Below are 15910 nucleotides of genomic sequence, written 5' to 3' on the forward strand. Positions count from 1 at the left end.
GTCGCCGAACGGGTCGCCCAGGGCCTGGTCAATCTGGCGCCGGGCGAGTGCCCCGGCGGCACCATCAAGACCGTCAAGGTGCCGGACCCCCGGCCGTCACTCCCTCAGCTGCGGCAGCACCTTCGTCCGGTAGAAGTCGAAGAAGCCGCGCTGGTCGGGGCCGATCTGGTTGACGTAGATCCGGTCGAAGCCCGCCTCGGCGAACGCGGACAGCGCGGCGACATGCTCGTCGACGTCGTCCCCGCACACCGCCTTCTCGCTCACCATCTCCTCGGTGACCAGCGGCTGAAGCTGCTCGAAGTGGCTCGGTTCGGGCAGGATCTGGCTCATCTCGCCCGGCAGGAACTGGTTGGCCCACAGCCCGCGCACGGTGCGCACCGCCTCGTCCCGGTCGGCGCCGTAGCAGACCTTCGTGCCGCCCATGACCGGTTTGCCGCCCCCGCCGCCCTTACGGAACTGCTCCACCATCGAGGCGTCCGGCATCATCGTGACGAACCCGTCGCCCACACGTCCGGCCAGGCTCGTCGCCGCCGGGCCGAACCCGGAGACGTCGATCGCGACCGGCTCCTCCGGCAGGGTGTAGAGACGGGCGTTCTCCACCGAGTAGTGGGTGCCGCGGTGATTGACCTCCTCGCCGGTGAACAGCCGGCGCATGATCTGTACGGCTTCCTCCAGCATCTCCAGGCGCACGTGCGCGGGCGGCCAGACATGGCCCAGGATGTGCTCGTTGAGGGCCTCGCCGGTTCCGACACCCAGCCGGAAGCGGCCGTTCGTCATCACCGCCGAGGTCGCCGCCGCCTGCGCCACCACCGCCGGGTGGACCCGTACGGTCGGGCAGGTCACGGCCGTCTCCACGGGCAGCGACGCCGCTTCCGAGAGCGCGCCGATCACCGACCACACGAACGGGCTCTGACCCTGCGCGTCGTTCCACGGGTGATAGTGGTCGGAGATCCACAGCGACTGGAATCCGGCCTGCTCGGCCATCCGCGCCTGCTCGACGAGGTCCGCGGGAGCGAACTCCTCGCACGACAGGAAGTAGCCGTACTCGGGCATAGGGGTACCTCCAACGCAGCTCCGCGAAAGCGGCGGTCAGGTCGCCCACCCGGGTACCCGGGTGGCCCCGGCGGCAACCGGCGGACGTTTGGCCGGTCCGACCAGGGGGACGCGGAAGGCTCTCGTACGACGCACCCGACAGCGCCGGAGGCGAACCGTGAGTCGACCCCGCATCGTGATCGTCGGTGCCGGGTTCGCCGGGTACCGGACGGCCCGCACCCTGTCCCGGCTGGTCCGGCACAAGGCCGACGTCACCCTGCTGAACCCGACCGACTACTTCCTCTACCTGCCCCTGCTGCCCCAGGTGGCCGCCGGGATCCTGGAACCCCGCCGGGTGACCGTCTCCCTCTCCGGCACCCTGCCGCACGTACGGCTGGTGCTCGGGGAGGCCGACGCGATCGACCTGGACGCGCACACCGTCCACTACACCGGCCCGGAGGGCGACGGCGACACCCTGTCCTACGACCGGCTGGTGCTCGCCGCGGGCAGCGTCAACAAGCTGCTGCCCATCCCCGGCGTCGCCGAGCACGCGCACGGCTTCCGGGGCCTGCCCGAGGCGCTGTACCTGCGCGACCACGTCACCCGGCAGTTGGAGCTGGCGGCCGCCGCGAAGGACCCCGAGACCTGTTCCGCCCGCTGCACCTTCGTCGTGGTCGGCGCCGGCTACACCGGCACCGAAGTCGCCGCGCAGGGGCAGCTGTTCACCGACGCGCAGGTGCGCAAGCGCCCCCTGCGGCGGGGCATGCGGCCGCGCTGGATGCTGCTCGACATCGCGCCGCGGGTGCTGCCCGAACTGGACGAGCGGCTGTCGCGGACCGCCGACCGGGTGCTGCGCGGGCGCGGCGTCGACGTGCGGACGGGCACGTCCGTCAAGGAGGCCACGCCCGACGGAGTGCTCCTGACGGACGGGGAGTTCGTCGACTCCCGCACCCTCGTGTGGTGCGTGGGCGTACGGCCCGATCCGCTCGCCGAGTCCCTCGGGCTGCCCATGGAGCGCGGCCGGCTGCTCGTCGACCCGCACCTCCAGGTGCCGAGCCACCCGGACCTGTTCGCGTGCGGCGACGCGGCCGCGGTGCCGGACCTGGAGCAGCCCGGCGCGTACACGCCGATGACGGCCCAGCACGCCTGGCGGCAGGGCAAGGTCGCGGGCCATAACGTGGCCGCGTCGCTCGGCGTCGGCGACCGCCGCGCCTACCGCCACCGCGACCTGGGCTTCGTCGTGGACCTCGGCGGGGTGCAGGCGGCCGCCAACCCGCTCGGCGTCGCGCTCTCCGGCCCGGTCGCCGGCGCGGTCACCCGCGGCTACCACTTGGCCGCGATGCCGGGCAACCGGGTGCGGGTCGCGGCCGACTGGCTGCTGGACGCCGTACTGCCGCGCCAGGCCGTGCAGTTGGGGCTCGTGCGGGCCTGGTCGGTCCCGCTGGACACGGCGGCGCCGGAACTGGCCCGGACGCCGGGCAGCCGGGAGCGGCGGGCGAAGCCGCCGGACGGCCTGCCGGCCGGCACGCCTGCGGGGACGCCGGCCGGCAGGCCCGGGGGTGCGCCGGCCGACGCGGGCTCGGAGCCGCCCCACCGGTCCTCCGCCGGGACCCGGCCGAGCGGCGCGTCGCCCGACGGCAGGCCGGGCGACGGCAGGTCGAGCGAGGGCAGGCCGGGCGGCGGCAGGCCGGGCGACGTGCCCGCCGACAGCCGGCCCGGAGCCCAGCCGGCCAGGAACCAGCAGCCTGAACCGGCCAGGAACCAGCCTGGCGGTGAACCGGCCAGGAACCAGCCTGGCGGTGAGCCCGCCAGGAATCAGCCCGGTGGACCGCACTCCGAGCCTCCCGGTCCCGTCCAGCGGTCCGACTGACGCAACAGAAGGAGACGTATGAACACCGCCGAACTCGACGAGCTGGGACGCCAGTTGCGCGTGGACAGCGTACGGGCGTCGGCCGCCGCGGGATCCGGGCACCCGACGTCCTCGATGTCCGCCGCGGACCTGATGGCCGTACTGATCGCCAACCACCTCCACTACGACTTCGCACGCCCCGCCCACCCCGGCAACGACCGCTTCGTCCTGTCCAAGGGGCACGCCTCGCCGCTGCTGTACGCCGCCTACAAGGCGGCCGGCGCCATCGACGACGGCGAACTGCTCAGCTTCCGCAAGCTCGGCAGCCGCCTCGAAGGGCATCCGACGCCGCGCAGACTGCCGTGGGTCGAGACGGCCACCGGTTCGCTCGGCCAGGGCCTGCCGGTCGGCGTCGGTATCGCGCTGGCCGGCAAGCGGCTGGACCACCGCGACTACCGCGTGTGGGTGCTGTGCGGGGACAGCGAGCTGGCCGAGGGCTCGATCTGGGAGGCCGCCGAGCACGCGGCGTACGAGCACCTGGACAACCTCACCGCGATCGTCGACGTCAACCGGCTCGGCCAGCGCGGCCCGACCCGCCACGGCCACCACCTCGACGCCTACGCCCGCCGCTTCCAGGCGTTCGGCTGGCACACCGTCGAGGTCGACGGCCACGACGTCGACGCGATCGACCGCGCCTACGGCGAGGCCAGGTCCACCACCGGCCAGCCCACCGCCATCATCGCCCGCACGCTCAAGGGCAAGGGCGTGGCCGCCGTCGAGGACCGCGAGGGCCTGCACGGCAAGCCGCTGCCGGACGCCGACGAGGCGGTGGCCGAGCTCGGCGGACCGGGCGAGGTCCGGGTACGGGTGCACGAGCCGGCCGCGGACGGCAGGGCGCACGACGTCACCGCCGCCCGGCCCGACCTGCCCCGCTGGGACAAGGGCGAGAAGGTCGCCACCCGCAACGCCTTCGGTGAGGCGCTGGCCGCGCTCGGCACCGCGCGCCGCGACGTCGTCGCCCTGGACGGGGAGGTCGGCGACTCCACCCGCGCCGAACTGTTCGCCAAGGCACACCCCGACCGCTACTTCGAGTGCTACATCGCCGAGCAGCAGATGGTCGCGGCCGCGGTGGGCCTCGCCGCCCGCGGCTGGGTGCCGTACGCCGCCACCTTCGCCGCCTTCCTGACGCGGGCCCACGACTTCGTGCGCATGGCGTCGGTCAGCGGCGCCGGTGTCAACCTCGTCGGCTCGCACGCGGGCGTCGCGATCGGGCAGGACGGCCCCTCCCAGATGGGGCTGGAGGACCTGGCCATGATGCGGGCGGTCCACGGCTCGACCGTGCTGTACCCGTGCGACGCCAACCAGACCGCGAAACTCGTCGCCGCCATGGCCGGCCGCGACGGCATCCGCTACCTGCGCACCGGACGCGGCGAGAGCCCTGTGATCTACGGGCCCGACGAGGAGTTCCCGGTCGGCGGCAGCAAGGTGCTGCGTTCCTCCGACCGGGACCGGCTGACCATCGTCGCCGCCGGAGTGACCGTGCACGAGGCGCTGGCCGCCGCCGACGCGCTGGAGCGCGAGGGCGTCCCGGTCCGGGTCGTGGACCTGTACTCGGTCAAGCCCGTCGACCGGCTCACCCTGCGCCGGGCCGCCGAGGAGACCGGCTGCCTGATGACCGTGGAGGATCACCACGAGGAGGGCGGCCTCGGGGACGCGGTCCTCGACGCGTTCACCGACGGACGGCCCGTGCCGCGGCTGGTGCGGCTCGCCGTCCGTACGATGCCGGGCTCGGCCTCCCCGGACGAGCAGCTGCACGCCGCGGGCATCGACGCCGAGTCGATCGCCGCGGCCGGGCGGCTGCTGGTGGGGGAGGCGGTCGTGCGGTGAGCGATACCGACGTGCGGACCGGCGACGGCGTGCGGGCCGGCGACGACACGCGGGCGGGCGACGACACGCGGACCGGCGACGGCGTGCGGACCGGCGACGACACGCGGACCGTGCGGGCGGGGCGCCGCACGGTCCGGGTGCACCGGCCGGACAAGGTGCTGTTCCCCGGCGGCGACGGGACGGAGTACACCAAGTCCGACCTGGTGGACTACCACCGCAGCGTCGGCCCGTTCATGCTGCCGCACCTGCGCGGCCGGCCGCTGATGCTGCAACGGCACCCGGACGGCATCGACGGCTGCCGCTTCATGCAGAAGAACACCCCGGACACATACCCGGACTGGGTCTCCCGCGTCGAGGTGCCGAAGGAGGGCGGCACCGTCCGCCACACCGTGTGCGACGACTCCGCCACCCTGGCCGCCGCGCACCCGGACCGGCTCACCACCGCGCCCCGCAAGAAGGACCGCGGCGACCGGCTCTACCTCGACATCGGACGCGACGCCTACGCCCAGACCGCGGTCGCCCCCTACACCGTGCGCGCCCTGCCCGGCGCTCCCGTGGCCACGCCGATCGCCTGGTCCCAGCTCGACGACCCCGGCCTGCACGCCCGCCGCTGGACCGTCGCCGACGCCGTCGACCAGGCCCGCACCGACCCCTGGGCCGGTGTCATGAGCAGAGGGCGCGCCCTCGGACCGGCCCGCCGCAGGCTCGACGGGCTACGTGGCTGATGCACGTACCCGCGCCGTCCACCGGTGACGCCGATCCCCCGGACCCGGACGTTCAGGAAGGTTTGTCCGACGGCTGGGCGGCCACACGGAGTGAGAGGTGGCCATGACGAACACAAAGAACACACCAGAGTCACAAGATTCGCAAGACATACAGGATTCCCCGAAGAAGGCGGAGAGCCGCACGACCAAGAAGCGGCCGGGCCCCATGGAGGTGCTGCGCCACGCGCGCGCCCAGCTCGCGGAGCTGACGGGCATGGCCGCCGAGAGCGTTTCGTCCTTCGACCAGACGGAGGACGGCTGGTCCCTGGAGATCGAGGTCATGGAACTCGCCCGCGTGCCCGACACGATGAGTCTGATGGCGAGCTACCAGGTCGAACTCGACCCTGACGGCCAGCTGACCGGCTACCGGCGCGTTCGCCGTTACGAGCGCGGGCGGGCCGACTCCCACAGGCCGGGCGGCCGGTAGGCCGCTCGCCGGAAGCAACCGACCACTCACCAGTCCACAGAGAAGGAGGCACGGTCGGCATGACCGTTGTCCCGGCCCAGCAGAGCGGCGGCGGAGGCGGCTCCAGCGGCCTCTACGACGTCCTGGAACTCGTCCTCGACCGGGGGCTCGTCATCGATGCGTTCGTGCGCGTGTCCCTGGTCGGCATCGAGATCCTGAAGATCGACGTACGTGTCGTCGTGGCGAGTGTCGACACCTACCTGCGCTTCGCCGAGGCGTGCAACCGGCTCGACCTGGAGGCGGGCCCGCGCAAGAGCCCCGGCCTGCCCGACATCGTCGGCCAGGTCACCGAGTCGGGCGCCCGCGGCAAGTCGAAGGGGGCCCTGTCCGGAGCGGCGGAGACCATATCCGGCGCCTTCAAGCAGGCCCGTGAGGAGAGCCAGAGCGAGTCCAGGCCGCGCCGCAAGTCGACGGCCGCGCGCCGGAGGGAGGAAGAGGAGTGAGCACCTACGTCTACGGCATCACGGCCGCTTCCCACCCGTCGCTGCCTGACGGGATGGGCGGCGTCGGCGACCCGCCGCGGCCGGTGCGCATCCTCCATGCGGGCGAGCTGGTGGCCGTCGTCAGCGATGCCCCCGAAGGGCTGCGGCCCAAGCGCAAGGAGCTGCTCGCTCACCAGAACGTGCTGAGCGAGGCGGGCGCCGGCGGCTGCGTGCTGCCCATGCGGTTCGGCAGCGTCGCGCAGGACGACGACACGGTCACGAGCGTGCTCGCCGAGCGCGCGGAGCACTACCAGGAGCGCCTGCGGGCGCTGGACGGCAAGGACGAGTACAACGTCAAGGCCGTCCACGACGAAGAGGCCGTGCTGCACCGCGTGATGTCCGAGAACGCGGAGCTCCGCGGCATGGCGGAGGCCAACCGGCAGGCAGGCGGAGGCAGTTACGAGGACCGGTTGCGGCTCGGCGAGATGGTCGCGGACGCCGTCAAGGCCCGCGAGGGCGAGGACGCGGAAGCGGTCCGCAGCGCCCTGGAGCCGCTGGCCGACACGATCAGCGTGGGCCCGGAGTCCACCGGCTGGCTGGCCAACATCTCCTTCCTGGTGGAGCGGGGGTCCGCCGAGGACTTCCTCGCCGCGGTGGAGGAGGTCCGCAGCAGCCAGCCGCACCTGGAGCTGCGCGTCAACGGCCCGCTGCCGCCGTACAGCTTCGTGGAGCCGGGACCCGGCAAGCCCGCGGCCGCCGCGCTCGGCACGGAAAGCCAGGAGGAGTGAGTCCCCATGGGACTGATCTCAGAGGTCCTCCTGCTGCCGTTCGCCCCGGTGCGCGGCAGCGCCTGGGCGATCAGACAGGCGCTCAGCGAGGCGGAGCGCATCTACTACGACCCGGCCACGGTCCGGGCTGAACTCGCGCAGCTGGAGGCACGGCTGGAAGCGGGCGAGATGGACGAGGAGGAGTTCGACCGGATGGAGGACGAACTCCTCGACAGGCTGGAGATCGGCCTGCGCAACGGCGTGTGAAGTGGCGACGGGACGGCACGATGAACCGAGTAGGACTGGGCCTCGCGGTAGGGGCCGGATATCTCCTGGGACGCACGAAGAAACTGAAGATGGCGCTCGCCATCGGCTCGCTCGTGGCCGGCAAGCGGATGAATCTCACCCCGCGGGCGGTCGGGGACCTGGTCTCCCAGCAACTGCTGAAGAACCCGCAGTTCAAGGAGATCGGGGACCAGCTGCGCACCGACCTGCGGGGCGTGGGCAAGGCGGCCTCGGGTGCGATGGTGGAGCGGCAGATCGACGCGCTCGCCGACCGCCTGCACGGCCGTACCTCGCGGGTCCGCGACCAGCTCGCGGGCGTGGTACCGGGCGGCGGCCGGGTCGGCGAGGACGAGGAACCGACGGGCGAGGAAGAACCTGAGGCCGAGGAGCCCGAGGCGGAGGAGGAGTCCGAGGAGCCCGAGGCGGAGGAGGAGCCCGAGGAGCCCGAGGCGGAGGAGGAGCCCGAGGCGGAGGAGGAGCCCGAGGCGGAGGAGGAGCCCGAGCCGCGCGGCAGGAAGGCGGCGGCGAAGCGGGCACCGGCGAAGCAGGCCGCCAAGCGGGCGCCCGTGAAGAAGGCGCCCGCGAAGAAGACGGCGGCGAAGAAGACAGCCCCGGCCAAGAAGACGGCGGCCAAGAAGACGGCAGCCGCCAAGAAGACCGCGGGGAAGAAGACGACCGCGGCCAGGGGTGCCGCGCGCGGCGCCCGGGGCCGGATGCGGAAGGGCGGCGGTGACCGATGACCGAGACTCTCTCAGGCACGGCGGGCAAGGCGGCCGGCAAGGCCACCGACAACCCGCTCACCGGCGTCGCCCACAGCGAGGCCGCCGACCGGCTGAAGGCCGAGGTACAGGAGTACCTGGCCGCGCAGGCCGAGCGCCTGCTCGCCGGAGTCGGCCACAAGCTGGGCGAGACCACCGGCAAGCTGAACGACATCGCAGAGGGCAACAGCCCCGGCTTCGCCAAGCTCGCCCTCGAAGGCGGGCGCAAGCTCGCCGAGGGCAAGGGGCCGCTGCGTTCCGCACTGGAACTCGGGGCCTCCCATGTCAAGGACAACGTGATGGGCGCTCTGAAGAACCTCGGGGGCGGCAAGGGCAAGGGCAAGAAGAAGGCCGGCTCGGGCCAGAAGCCGACCGTCATCATCGAGAGCATCGACGTCGGCGTGCCGCTGCGCACCGCCTACGACCAGTGGACGAAGTACCAGGACTTCAGCACCTTCGCCAAGGGCGTCAAGAGCGCGAGCCGCGCCGACGACACGCACTCCGACTGGCAGCTCAAGGTCTGGTGGTCCAACCGCAGTTGGAAGGCGACGACCACCGAGCAGGTGCCCGACGACCGGATCGCCTGGACCTCGGAGGGCGCCAAGGGCACCACGAAGGGCGTCGTCTCCTTCCACCGGCTCGCCGACAGCCTCACCCGCGTCCTGCTGGTGATCGAGTACTACCCCTCGGGCTTCTTCGAGAAGACCGGCAACATCTGGCGCGCCCAGGGCCGCCGGGCCCGGCTCGACCTCAAGAACTACGTCCGCTTCATCACGCTCAAGGGCGAGGCGGAGGACGGCTGGCGCGGTGAGATCCGCGACGCCGAGGTCGTCCGCAGCCACGAGGACGCCCTTGCCGAGGAGGAGCGGGAGCAGCAGGAGGGCGAGGAGTCCTACGAGGGCGAGGAGGAGAACGGGGAGTACGAGGAAGGCGAGGAGGGCGAGGAGCCCACCGCGGAGGAAGAGGAAGAAGAGGAAGAGGAAGAAGAAGAGGAAGAGGGGCCTGAGGAGTACGACGAGGAGGAAGAGGAAGAAGAGCCCGAGGACGAGTATGAGTACGCCGGCGGGAGCCGCCGATGACCATGTCCAGCCGGATGCCCGAACCCTACGCCGGAGGCGGCGGGTCCAATCTGGCCGACATCCTGGAGCGCGTGCTCGACAAGGGCATCGTCATCGCCGGCGACATCAGGATCAACCTGCTCGACATCGAACTCCTCACCATCAAGCTCCGGTTGATCGTGGCCTCCGTCGACAAGGCGAAGGAGATGGGCATCGACTGGTGGGAGGACGACCCCGAGTTGTCCTCCCGCGCCCGCCGTAAGCAACTCGCGCGAGAGAACGCCGAGTTGCGTGAGCGGCTGGCTCGACTGGAGCTGTACGGGGAGCCCGTCGAGGAAGGCCGGGGAGTCGGGGAAGGCCGGGGAGAGGAAGAGAAGAAGAAGGAGGCACCGTGACCGGACTGCGGTACGTCTACGCCGTCTGCCGCCCCTTCGACGCGCCCCTGCAGGCCCAGTTGACGGGCGTGGCGGACGACCCGCCCAGAGTGGTGCCTCACCACGGCCTGGTGGCCGTGGTGAGCCACGTGCCGGAGCGGGACTTCGCCGAGGAACCGCTTCACAGGCATCTGGAGGACCTGGACTGGCTGACCGCCGTGGCCCGGGCCCACCAGGGAGTGATCGACGCGCTCACCGTCGTCACCACGCCGCTGCCGCTGAGGCTCGGCACCGTCTTCCGGGACGACAGCGGCGTCCGCGTGATGATCGAGGAGCGCGAGGAGGACTTCCGGCGCACCCTCGCACGGCTGGAGGGCCGCGTGGAGTGGGGCGTCAAGGTGTACGCCGAGATCGAGGCCCCCCGGCAGGCGCCCGCGCCCGCCGGGAAACCGGCGTCGGGCCGGGACTACCTGCGGCAGCGGCGGATGCGGGTGCAGTCGAACGAGCAGACGTGGCAGAAGTGCGAGGAGTTCGCCAGCCGCCTCCACGCGACGCTTTCCGCGCACGCCGAGGATGTCCGGCTGCACGCCCCGCAGAATCCGAAACTCTCCGGGGTCTCCGGGCGCAACGTCCTCAACGCCGCGTATCTGGTGCCACGCAGCAGTTCCGAGCAGTTCGTGGAACTGGTGGACCGGACGAAGGACGACAAGATGATGGACGACGCCGGAATCAGGGTGGAACTCACCGGGCCGTGGGCGGCGTACTCCTTCGCCGGGGAGGAGCAGTGACCGTCGTCGAACGCCGTGAGGTCGCGCTGGTCGACCTGCTCGACCGGCTGCTGGCCGGCGGCGTGGTCATCACGGGTGACATCACCCTGCGCATCGCGGACGTCGACCTGGTGCGCATCGACCTGAACGCGCTGATCAGCTCCGTGAACGAGCAAGTACCTTCGCCTTGGGGAGAGTTGACGTGACCGCCCCCCGCCGCAACCGGCTGGACCTGGAGCCCGACACCGTAGAGCGCGACCTCGTCAAGCTCGTCCTGACCGTCGTGGAGCTGCTGCGGCAGCTCATGGAACGCCAGGCCCTGCGCCGGTTCGACACCGGCGACCTGAGCGAGGACCAGGAGGAGCGGATCGGGCTCACGCTGATGCTCCTCGACGACCGCATGACCGAGTTGCGCGAGCGCTACGGACTGCGGCCCGAGGACCTGAACCTGGACCTCGGGCCGCTGGGACCGCTGCTTCCCCGGGAATGAATCCACCGGGACGATCCGGCGGGACAATCCGGTCATCACCTCACCACCGATACCAGCGTCCCCTGCCGCCGGTCCCCGTCGTGCTGCGCATCAGGAATCCCAGCAGCCACACCACGAAAAGGGCGATCGCTGTCCACCACAGGGCCTTCACCGCGAATCCCGCGCCGAAAAGGATCAGCACCAGAAGCAGTCCGAGCAGGATGGGAACCATAAATGAATCTCCTGCTGCGCCGGGTTTCCCGAATACCGCGTCTCAGGCGTCCTTGCGGCAGAGGATTTCTCCGTGCAGGACGCAGAACCAGCCGTCCTCCCGGGCGCCCCACTCCCGCCACGCGTCCGCCGCGGCGCGCAGCTGCTCCGCGGTGGCGTGACCGCCCGCGGTGGCCTGCTCGGCGTACGCCGACGCCACCGTCCGGTCCGCCCACAGGCCGCTCCACCACGCCCGCTCCTCGGCGGTGGAGAACGTCCAGGTCGAGGAGGTCGCGGTGATGTCGGTCAGCCCGGCCCGCACCGCCCACGCCTTGAGCCGGCGCCCGGCGTCCGGCTCGCCGCCGTTGGCGCGGGCCACCCGGTGGTAGAGGTCCAGCCAGTCGTCCATCCCGGCGGACGCCGGATACCAGGTCATGGCCGCGTAGTCGGAGTCGCGGACGGCGATGTAGCCGCCCGGCCTGGTCACCCGCCGCATCTCCCGCAGCGCCCGCACCGGATCGCCCACGTGCTGCAGCACCTGGTGGGCGTGCACGACGCAGAACGTGTCGTCCGGGTAGTCCAGCGCGTGGACGTCGGCGACGGCGAAGTCGACGTTGCCCAAGCCGCGCTCGGCGGCCGTGGCGCGGGCCCGCTCCAGCACCTCCGGCGCCATGTCGACGCCGGTGACGTGCCCGTCCGGGACCAGTGCCGCCAGGTCGGCGGTGATGGTGCCGGGTCCACAGCCGATGTCCAGGATCTTCATGTGGGGCTTGAGCGAGCCGAGGAGGTAGGCCGCGGAGTTGGCGGCGGTCCGCCAGGTGTGCGAGCGCAGCACGGACTCGTGGTGCCCGTGCGTGTAGACGGCGGTCTCCCGCGGCTTCGGCATGGCTGATCCCCTCTCGTCGTACGGCCCTCGGGGCTTCGGGCCCCGGCGGCCGGTACCCGTCACGGTACGCGCGCATGCCGAATGATGAGACCCGTGTTCTGCCATGTGGACTGACGAATCGTCAGTACGGTTCGCGGACCGGCCGGGGCTGGTCCCGTGCGGGTACGCTGAGCAGGCCGTTGCCGCTCACGGCGGGCGGTGACCGACACGCGGAGGTCCCTGGATGCGTCTGCTCCTCATCCGGCACGGCCAGACCCCCAACAACGTCCGGGCGCTGCTGGACACCGCCGCCCCGGGCCCCGGCCTGACCGCGCTCGGCGAGCGGCAGGCCGCCGCCCTGCCGACGGCGCTCGCCGGCGAGGAGATCGACGTCCTGTACGCCTCCACGCTGGTCCGCACCCAGCTCACCGCCGCCCCGCTGGCCGCCGTGCGCGGCCTCGGCGTGGTCGTCCGGGAAGGCATCCGGGAGCTGTCCGCCGGCGACCTGGAGATGCTGCCCGGCGACTCCGAGCAGGGCGCGCTGTACCTGAGGACGGTGTTCGCCTGGGCGGCCGGGGAGACGCGGCTGCGGATGCCGGGCGGCGAGACCGGAGCCGAGGCGCTCGCCCGGTACGACGCCGTCGTCGCGGAGGCCGCCCGCAGCGGGGCAGCCACGGTGGCCATGGTCAGCCACGGCGCGGCGATCCGGGTGTGGACCGCGGCCCGCGCGGGCAACGTCGACGTCTCCTTCGCCGCCGCCCGCCCCCTCGCCAACACGGGCGTCGTGGTCCTGGAGGGCTCCCCGTCCGACGGCTGGACGGCGCTGACGTGGGCGGGCGCGACGGTGTCCCCGGCCGGTGAGGGCGGCCCGGCGGGACGGCCGGTCACCGAGGCCGGACGAGGGTGTGCCCGGACAAGCGTGCGGCCGGACACGGGTTTGCCCGGATAAGCGTTTGCCCCGGTGAGCGCACCGCCCGCACAATGCCCTCCCATGGGACATCTGGAAGCCGCGCACCTCGAGTACCACCTCCCCGACGGCAGGACGCTGCTCGGTGACGTGTCCTTCCGGGTGGGCGAGGGGGCCGTCGTCGCCCTCGTCGGACCGAACGGCGCCGGCAAGACGACCCTGCTGCGGCTGATCTCCGGCGAGCTGAAGCCGCACGGCGGGAGCGTCACCGTCAGCGGCGGGCTCGGCGTGATGCGCCAGTTCGTGGGCTCCGTGCGGGACGAGACGACCGTGCGCGACCTGCTCGTGTCGGTCGCGCCGCCCCGCGTCCGCGAGGCCGCGCGGGCCGTCGACGAGGCCGAGCACGCCATCATGACCGTCGACGACGAGGCCGCCCAGATGCGGTACGCGCAGGCCCTCGCCGACTGGGCCGAGGCCCGCGGGTACGAGGCGGAGACGCTGTGGGACATGTGCACCACAGCCGCGCTCGGCGTGCCGTACGAGAAGGCGCAGTGGCGGCTGGTGCGCACCCTCTCCGGCGGCGAGCAGAAACGGCTCGTGCTGGAGGCGCTGCTGCGCGGCACCGACGAGGTGCTGCTGCTCGACGAGCCCGACAACTACCTCGACGTGCCCGGCAAACGCTGGCTGGAGGAGCGGCTGGGGGAGACCCGCAAGACGGTCCTGTTCGTCTCCCACGACCGCGAACTCCTCGCCCGCGCCGCCCAGAAGATCGTGTCCGTGGAACCCGGCCCGGCCGGCGCCGACGCCTGGGTGCACGGCGGCGGCTTCGCCACCTACCACGAGGCCCGGCGCGAACGCTTCGCCCGTTTCGAGGAGTTGCGCAGACGCTGGGACGAGAAGCACGCCCAGCTGAAGAAGCTCGTGCTGAACCTGCGTCAGGCGGCCACCGTCAGCCACGAGCTGGCGTCCCGCTACCAGGCGGCCCAGACCCGCCTGCGCAAGTTCGAGGAGGCCGGGCCGCCGCCGGAGCCGCCGCGCGAGCAGGACATCACCATGCGCCTCAAGGGCGGCCGCACCGGCATCCGCGCCGTCACCTGCGAGCGGCTCGAACTCACCGGCCTGATGAAACCCTTCGACCTGGAGGTCTTCTACGGCGAACGCGTGGCCGTCCTCGGCTCCAACGGCTCCGGCAAGTCGCACTTCCTGCGCCTGCTGGCCGGCGAGGACGTGGCGCACACCGGCCGCTGGAAGCTCGGGGCGCGCGTCGTGCCCGGCCACTTCGCGCAGACCCACGCCCACCCCGAGCTGCGGGGCCGTCCGCTGCTGGACATCCTGTGGCAGGAGCACTCGCAGGACCGCGGCGCCGCCATGTCGCGGCTGCGCCGCTACGAACTGACCGCCCAGGCCGAGCAGTCCTTCGACAAGCTCTCCGGCGGCCAGCAGGCCCGCTTCCAGATCCTGCTGCTGGAACTGGCGGGCGTCACCGCCCTGCTGCTCGACGAGCCGACCGACAACCTCGACCTGGAGTCCGCGGAGGCGCTCCAGGAGGGCCTGGAGGCCTTCGAGGGCACGGTCCTCGCCGTCACCCACGACCGCTGGTTCGCCCGTTCCTTCGACCGCTACCTGGTCTTCGGCAGCGACGGCCGGGTCCGGGAGACCCCGGAACCGGTGTGGGACGAACGGCGGGTCGAGCGAGTGAGGTGACAGGCAGTGGCCCGGCGGGGCCGAGGGGTGAGGTGACGGCCGAGGCCCACGGGCCGGGCGGGTGAGGTGACGGTCGGGGTTCCGACGGGCCGGGCGGGTGAGGTGACGGCCGACGGGCCGAGGAGGCCCGGTACCCGCCGGCCGCCGTCTGCGGGGCTCAGAGCTCCAGCACTAGCGCAGCAGCCTCTAGGACCAGCGCAGCAGCGCTCCCAGGCCGCCCACCGGGGCCTCCTCCCGGGCCGCCGCGGCGGCCGGGGTGACCGACAGCGCGGGGGCTCCCGTGGCCACCGCGGACCGGATCAGCGCGTCGTCCGCACGCGCGGACCAGGAGTGCTGCTCGCCGAGGATCCCCAGGTCCGTACGGCGCACCGCCAGCTGGTCCGGGTCCTCGCCGATCCACACCTCGCGGTGCGCGTCCGGACCGTCGGGGAGGATCAGCAGCTCGTCGATGCGATGCTCGCGGGCGGCCTCGACCAGCGCGGGCACGCCCTCCACCGCCGTGCTGCGCCCCTCGGCGTCCGGGTGGCGGGCCGCGCGGAAGCGCTCCAGCTCGCGGGTGGCCCGCCGCCGGACGTGCTCGGCGCGCGCCTGCTCGACGTCCTCGTCCAGCAGCCGGCTGCCGATGCCGTGCGGGGCGTCGACGACCAGATCCGCGAGGCGCCCGGGCAGCCGCTCGCGCACCGCCCGCCGCGCCCGGTCGTCGCCCACCAGTATCAGCAGGTCGGCTCGCGTCTCCTCCTGTGCGACGGCGAGCGCGTCGGCGATCTCGCCCGCGTTGTGCTCCCAGGTGTTCTCCACCTTCAGCTGGAACTGCCGCTCCGACCAGTCGACCGTGCTCGTACGGTGCACCGGCTGCACCGGCCACTGGCGTCCGGAGACCGAACCGGCGTCCCGCCGGTCCGGCGCACCGCGCAGCTCGAAGTCGGCGCCCTTGCGGTCGATGTACGCCACCACGCACACCGGGTCCTCACCGGCCAGCTCCAGCAGCGGCGCGGTGTGCGGCAGCGGCGCCCAGCGGGCGCTGTCGCGCCGCGGGGGCCGGGCCAGCGGCGGGTCCAGGACCACCCCGCCCGCGCGCGCGAACAGGGCCCGCCCGGGAGGCTCCGGGGAGAGCCGGAGTTCCTCCAGTGCCTCCCGCACCGCCCGGCAGGTCGCATCGTCCGCCCCCTGTCCGGACAGCTCCCGGGACAGGGCCTCGTCCGTCAGCCGCCGCTCGTGGGAGTCGTCCTCCGCGTGACGCGAGGTGTCGACGTACACGGAGGCCCAGGGCCCGGGATGTTCGTACAGTGGGTGCAGAAACGCGAGATCCATGGCTCCCTCCCGGAC

General features: G+C 72.6%; 19 protein-coding genes. 15 read left to right on the forward strand and 4 right to left on the reverse strand.

The genetic code is table 11. The features are described 5' to 3' along the window. Positions 1–96: 96 nt before the first annotated feature. A complete protein-coding gene (locus AB0G63_RS27420) occupies positions 97–1053 on the reverse strand; it encodes an LLM class F420-dependent oxidoreductase (RefSeq protein ID WP_360755277.1) in 957 nt (318 codons plus the stop codon). Positions 1054–1210: 157 nt separating this feature from the next. Between AB0G63_RS27420 and AB0G63_RS27425 the strand changes: the two genes are divergently transcribed. The 13 genes from AB0G63_RS27425 to AB0G63_RS27485 all read left to right on the forward strand — a co-directional run bounded on the left by AB0G63_RS27425 (position 1211) and on the right by AB0G63_RS27485 (position 10919). Then, positions 1211–2902 (forward strand): FAD-dependent oxidoreductase, encoded by a 1692-nt coding sequence (locus tag AB0G63_RS27425; protein ID WP_360755280.1) that lies wholly within the window; start codon positions 1211–1213, stop codon positions 2900–2902. An 18-nt stretch (positions 2903–2920) separates the two neighbouring features. Next, on the forward strand, positions 2921–4768 hold the full coding sequence (locus tag AB0G63_RS27430; RefSeq protein WP_360755282.1) for a transketolase: 1848 nt from the start codon (positions 2921–2923) through the stop codon (positions 4766–4768). A gap of 83 nt (positions 4769–4851) precedes the next feature. Then, positions 4852–5493, forward strand: coding sequence for a hypothetical protein (locus AB0G63_RS27435; RefSeq protein ID WP_360755411.1), 642 nt, complete (start codon positions 4852–4854; stop codon positions 5491–5493). A 103-nt stretch (positions 5494–5596) separates the two neighbouring features. Beyond that, positions 5597–5959 carry a gas vesicle protein gene (locus AB0G63_RS27440; RefSeq protein ID WP_360755285.1) on the forward strand — a complete coding sequence of 121 codons (363 nt, stop codon included), beginning with the start codon at positions 5597–5599 and terminating at the stop codon, positions 5957–5959. A 59-nt stretch (positions 5960–6018) separates the two neighbouring features. Continuing rightward, positions 6019–6441 carry a gas vesicle structural protein GvpA gene (locus AB0G63_RS27445; protein WP_360755287.1) on the forward strand — a complete coding sequence of 141 codons (423 nt, stop codon included), beginning with the start codon at positions 6019–6021 and terminating at the stop codon, positions 6439–6441. Continuing rightward, a complete protein-coding gene (locus tag AB0G63_RS27450) occupies positions 6438–7208 on the forward strand; it encodes a GvpL/GvpF family gas vesicle protein (RefSeq protein ID WP_360755289.1) in 771 nt (256 codons plus the stop codon). Before AB0G63_RS27445 ends, AB0G63_RS27450 begins: the two co-directional genes overlap by 4 nt. Positions 7209–7214: 6 nt before the next feature. Further along, positions 7215–7454 (forward strand): gas vesicle protein GvpG, encoded by a 240-nt coding sequence (locus AB0G63_RS27455; protein ID WP_360755292.1) that lies wholly within the window; start codon positions 7215–7217, stop codon positions 7452–7454. Positions 7455–7474: 20 nt separating this feature from the next. Continuing rightward, positions 7475–8212, forward strand: a complete 738-nt coding sequence (locus AB0G63_RS27460; RefSeq protein WP_360755294.1) for a DNA primase — start codon at positions 7475–7477, stop codon at positions 8210–8212. After that, entirely contained in the window at positions 8209–9309 is a 1101-nt protein-coding gene (locus AB0G63_RS27465) for an SRPBCC family protein (RefSeq protein ID WP_360755297.1), read from the forward strand. Before AB0G63_RS27460 ends, AB0G63_RS27465 begins: the two co-directional genes overlap by 4 nt. After that, positions 9306–9683 carry a gas vesicle protein gene (locus AB0G63_RS27470; protein WP_360755300.1) on the forward strand — a complete coding sequence of 126 codons (378 nt, stop codon included), beginning with the start codon at positions 9306–9308 and terminating at the stop codon, positions 9681–9683. The genes AB0G63_RS27465 and AB0G63_RS27470 overlap by 4 nt, the downstream gene beginning before the upstream one ends. Beyond that, positions 9680–10450 (forward strand): GvpL/GvpF family gas vesicle protein, encoded by a 771-nt coding sequence (locus AB0G63_RS27475; RefSeq protein ID WP_360755303.1) that lies wholly within the window; start codon positions 9680–9682, stop codon positions 10448–10450. The genes AB0G63_RS27470 and AB0G63_RS27475 overlap by 4 nt, the downstream gene beginning before the upstream one ends. Beyond that, entirely contained in the window at positions 10447–10635 is a 189-nt protein-coding gene (locus AB0G63_RS27480; RefSeq protein ID WP_006376647.1) for a gas vesicle protein, read from the forward strand. Before AB0G63_RS27475 ends, AB0G63_RS27480 begins: the two co-directional genes overlap by 4 nt. Continuing rightward, positions 10632–10919 carry a gas vesicle protein K gene (locus AB0G63_RS27485; RefSeq protein ID WP_360755307.1) on the forward strand — a complete coding sequence of 96 codons (288 nt, stop codon included), beginning with the start codon at positions 10632–10634 and terminating at the stop codon, positions 10917–10919. Before AB0G63_RS27480 ends, AB0G63_RS27485 begins: the two co-directional genes overlap by 4 nt. Positions 10920–10959: 40 nt before the next feature. Here the strand turns inward: AB0G63_RS27485 and AB0G63_RS27490 are convergent, their stop codons facing one another. Both AB0G63_RS27490 and AB0G63_RS27495 read right to left on the reverse strand, forming a co-directional pair. Next, entirely contained in the window at positions 10960–11130 is a 171-nt protein-coding gene (locus AB0G63_RS27490) for a hydrophobic protein (protein ID WP_360755310.1), read from the reverse strand. A gap of 42 nt (positions 11131–11172) precedes the next feature. Further along, positions 11173–11994 carry a class I SAM-dependent methyltransferase gene (locus tag AB0G63_RS27495; protein WP_360755312.1) on the reverse strand — a complete coding sequence of 274 codons (822 nt, stop codon included), beginning with the start codon at positions 11992–11994 and terminating at the stop codon, positions 11173–11175. A gap of 223 nt (positions 11995–12217) precedes the next feature. On the opposite strand from AB0G63_RS27495, the gene AB0G63_RS27500 reads away from it, so the two are divergent. Then, positions 12218–12922 carry a histidine phosphatase family protein gene (locus tag AB0G63_RS27500; protein WP_360755315.1) on the forward strand — a complete coding sequence of 235 codons (705 nt, stop codon included), beginning with the start codon at positions 12218–12220 and terminating at the stop codon, positions 12920–12922. A 42-nt stretch (positions 12923–12964) separates the two neighbouring features. Beyond that, complete coding sequence (locus AB0G63_RS27505) at positions 12965–14584, forward strand: ATP-binding cassette domain-containing protein (RefSeq protein ID WP_360755318.1); 1620 nt, start codon at positions 12965–12967, stop codon at positions 14582–14584. Positions 14585–14770: 186 nt separating this feature from the next. On the opposite strand, the gene AB0G63_RS27510 is transcribed toward AB0G63_RS27505, so the two are convergent. Then, the gene (locus tag AB0G63_RS27510) at positions 14771–15895 is read right to left on the reverse strand and encodes a Vms1/Ankzf1 family peptidyl-tRNA hydrolase (RefSeq protein ID WP_360755321.1); all 1125 of its coding nucleotides are present in this window, start codon (positions 15893–15895) and stop codon (positions 14771–14773) included. Between the last annotated feature and the right edge of the window lie 15 nt (positions 15896–15910).

The organism is Streptomyces sp. NPDC020996 (assembly GCF_040641355.1).
Classification (GTDB): Bacteria; Actinomycetota; Actinomycetes; order Streptomycetales; family Streptomycetaceae; genus Streptomyces.

Coding starts and splice junctions, on each gene's coding strand:
- AB0G63_RS27420 (WP_360755277.1), bottom strand. CDS start 1,053: ATGCCCGAGTACGGCTACTTCCTGTCGTGCGAGGAGTTCGCTCCCGCG.
- AB0G63_RS27430 (WP_360755282.1), top strand. CDS start 2,921: ATGAACACCGCCGAACTCGACGAGCTGGGACGCCAGTTGCGCGTGGAC.
- AB0G63_RS27440 (WP_360755285.1), top strand. CDS start 5,597: ATGACGAACACAAAGAACACACCAGAGTCACAAGATTCGCAAGACATA.
- AB0G63_RS27445 (WP_360755287.1), top strand. CDS start 6,019: ATGACCGTTGTCCCGGCCCAGCAGAGCGGCGGCGGAGGCGGCTCCAGC.
- AB0G63_RS27455 (WP_360755292.1), top strand. CDS start 7,215: ATGGGACTGATCTCAGAGGTCCTCCTGCTGCCGTTCGCCCCGGTGCGC.
- AB0G63_RS27460 (WP_360755294.1), top strand. CDS start 7,475: ATGAACCGAGTAGGACTGGGCCTCGCGGTAGGGGCCGGATATCTCCTG.
- AB0G63_RS27465 (WP_360755297.1), top strand. CDS start 8,209: ATGACCGAGACTCTCTCAGGCACGGCGGGCAAGGCGGCCGGCAAGGCC.
- AB0G63_RS27470 (WP_360755300.1), top strand. CDS start 9,306: ATGACCATGTCCAGCCGGATGCCCGAACCCTACGCCGGAGGCGGCGGG.
- AB0G63_RS27490 (WP_360755310.1), bottom strand. CDS start 11,130: ATGGTTCCCATCCTGCTCGGACTGCTTCTGGTGCTGATCCTTTTCGGC.
- AB0G63_RS27495 (WP_360755312.1), bottom strand. CDS start 11,994: ATGCCGAAGCCGCGGGAGACCGCCGTCTACACGCACGGGCACCACGAG.
- AB0G63_RS27500 (WP_360755315.1), top strand. CDS start 12,218: ATGCGTCTGCTCCTCATCCGGCACGGCCAGACCCCCAACAACGTCCGG.
- AB0G63_RS27505 (WP_360755318.1), top strand. CDS start 12,965: ATGGGACATCTGGAAGCCGCGCACCTCGAGTACCACCTCCCCGACGGC.
- AB0G63_RS27510 (WP_360755321.1), bottom strand. CDS start 15,895: ATGGATCTCGCGTTTCTGCACCCACTGTACGAACATCCCGGGCCCTGG.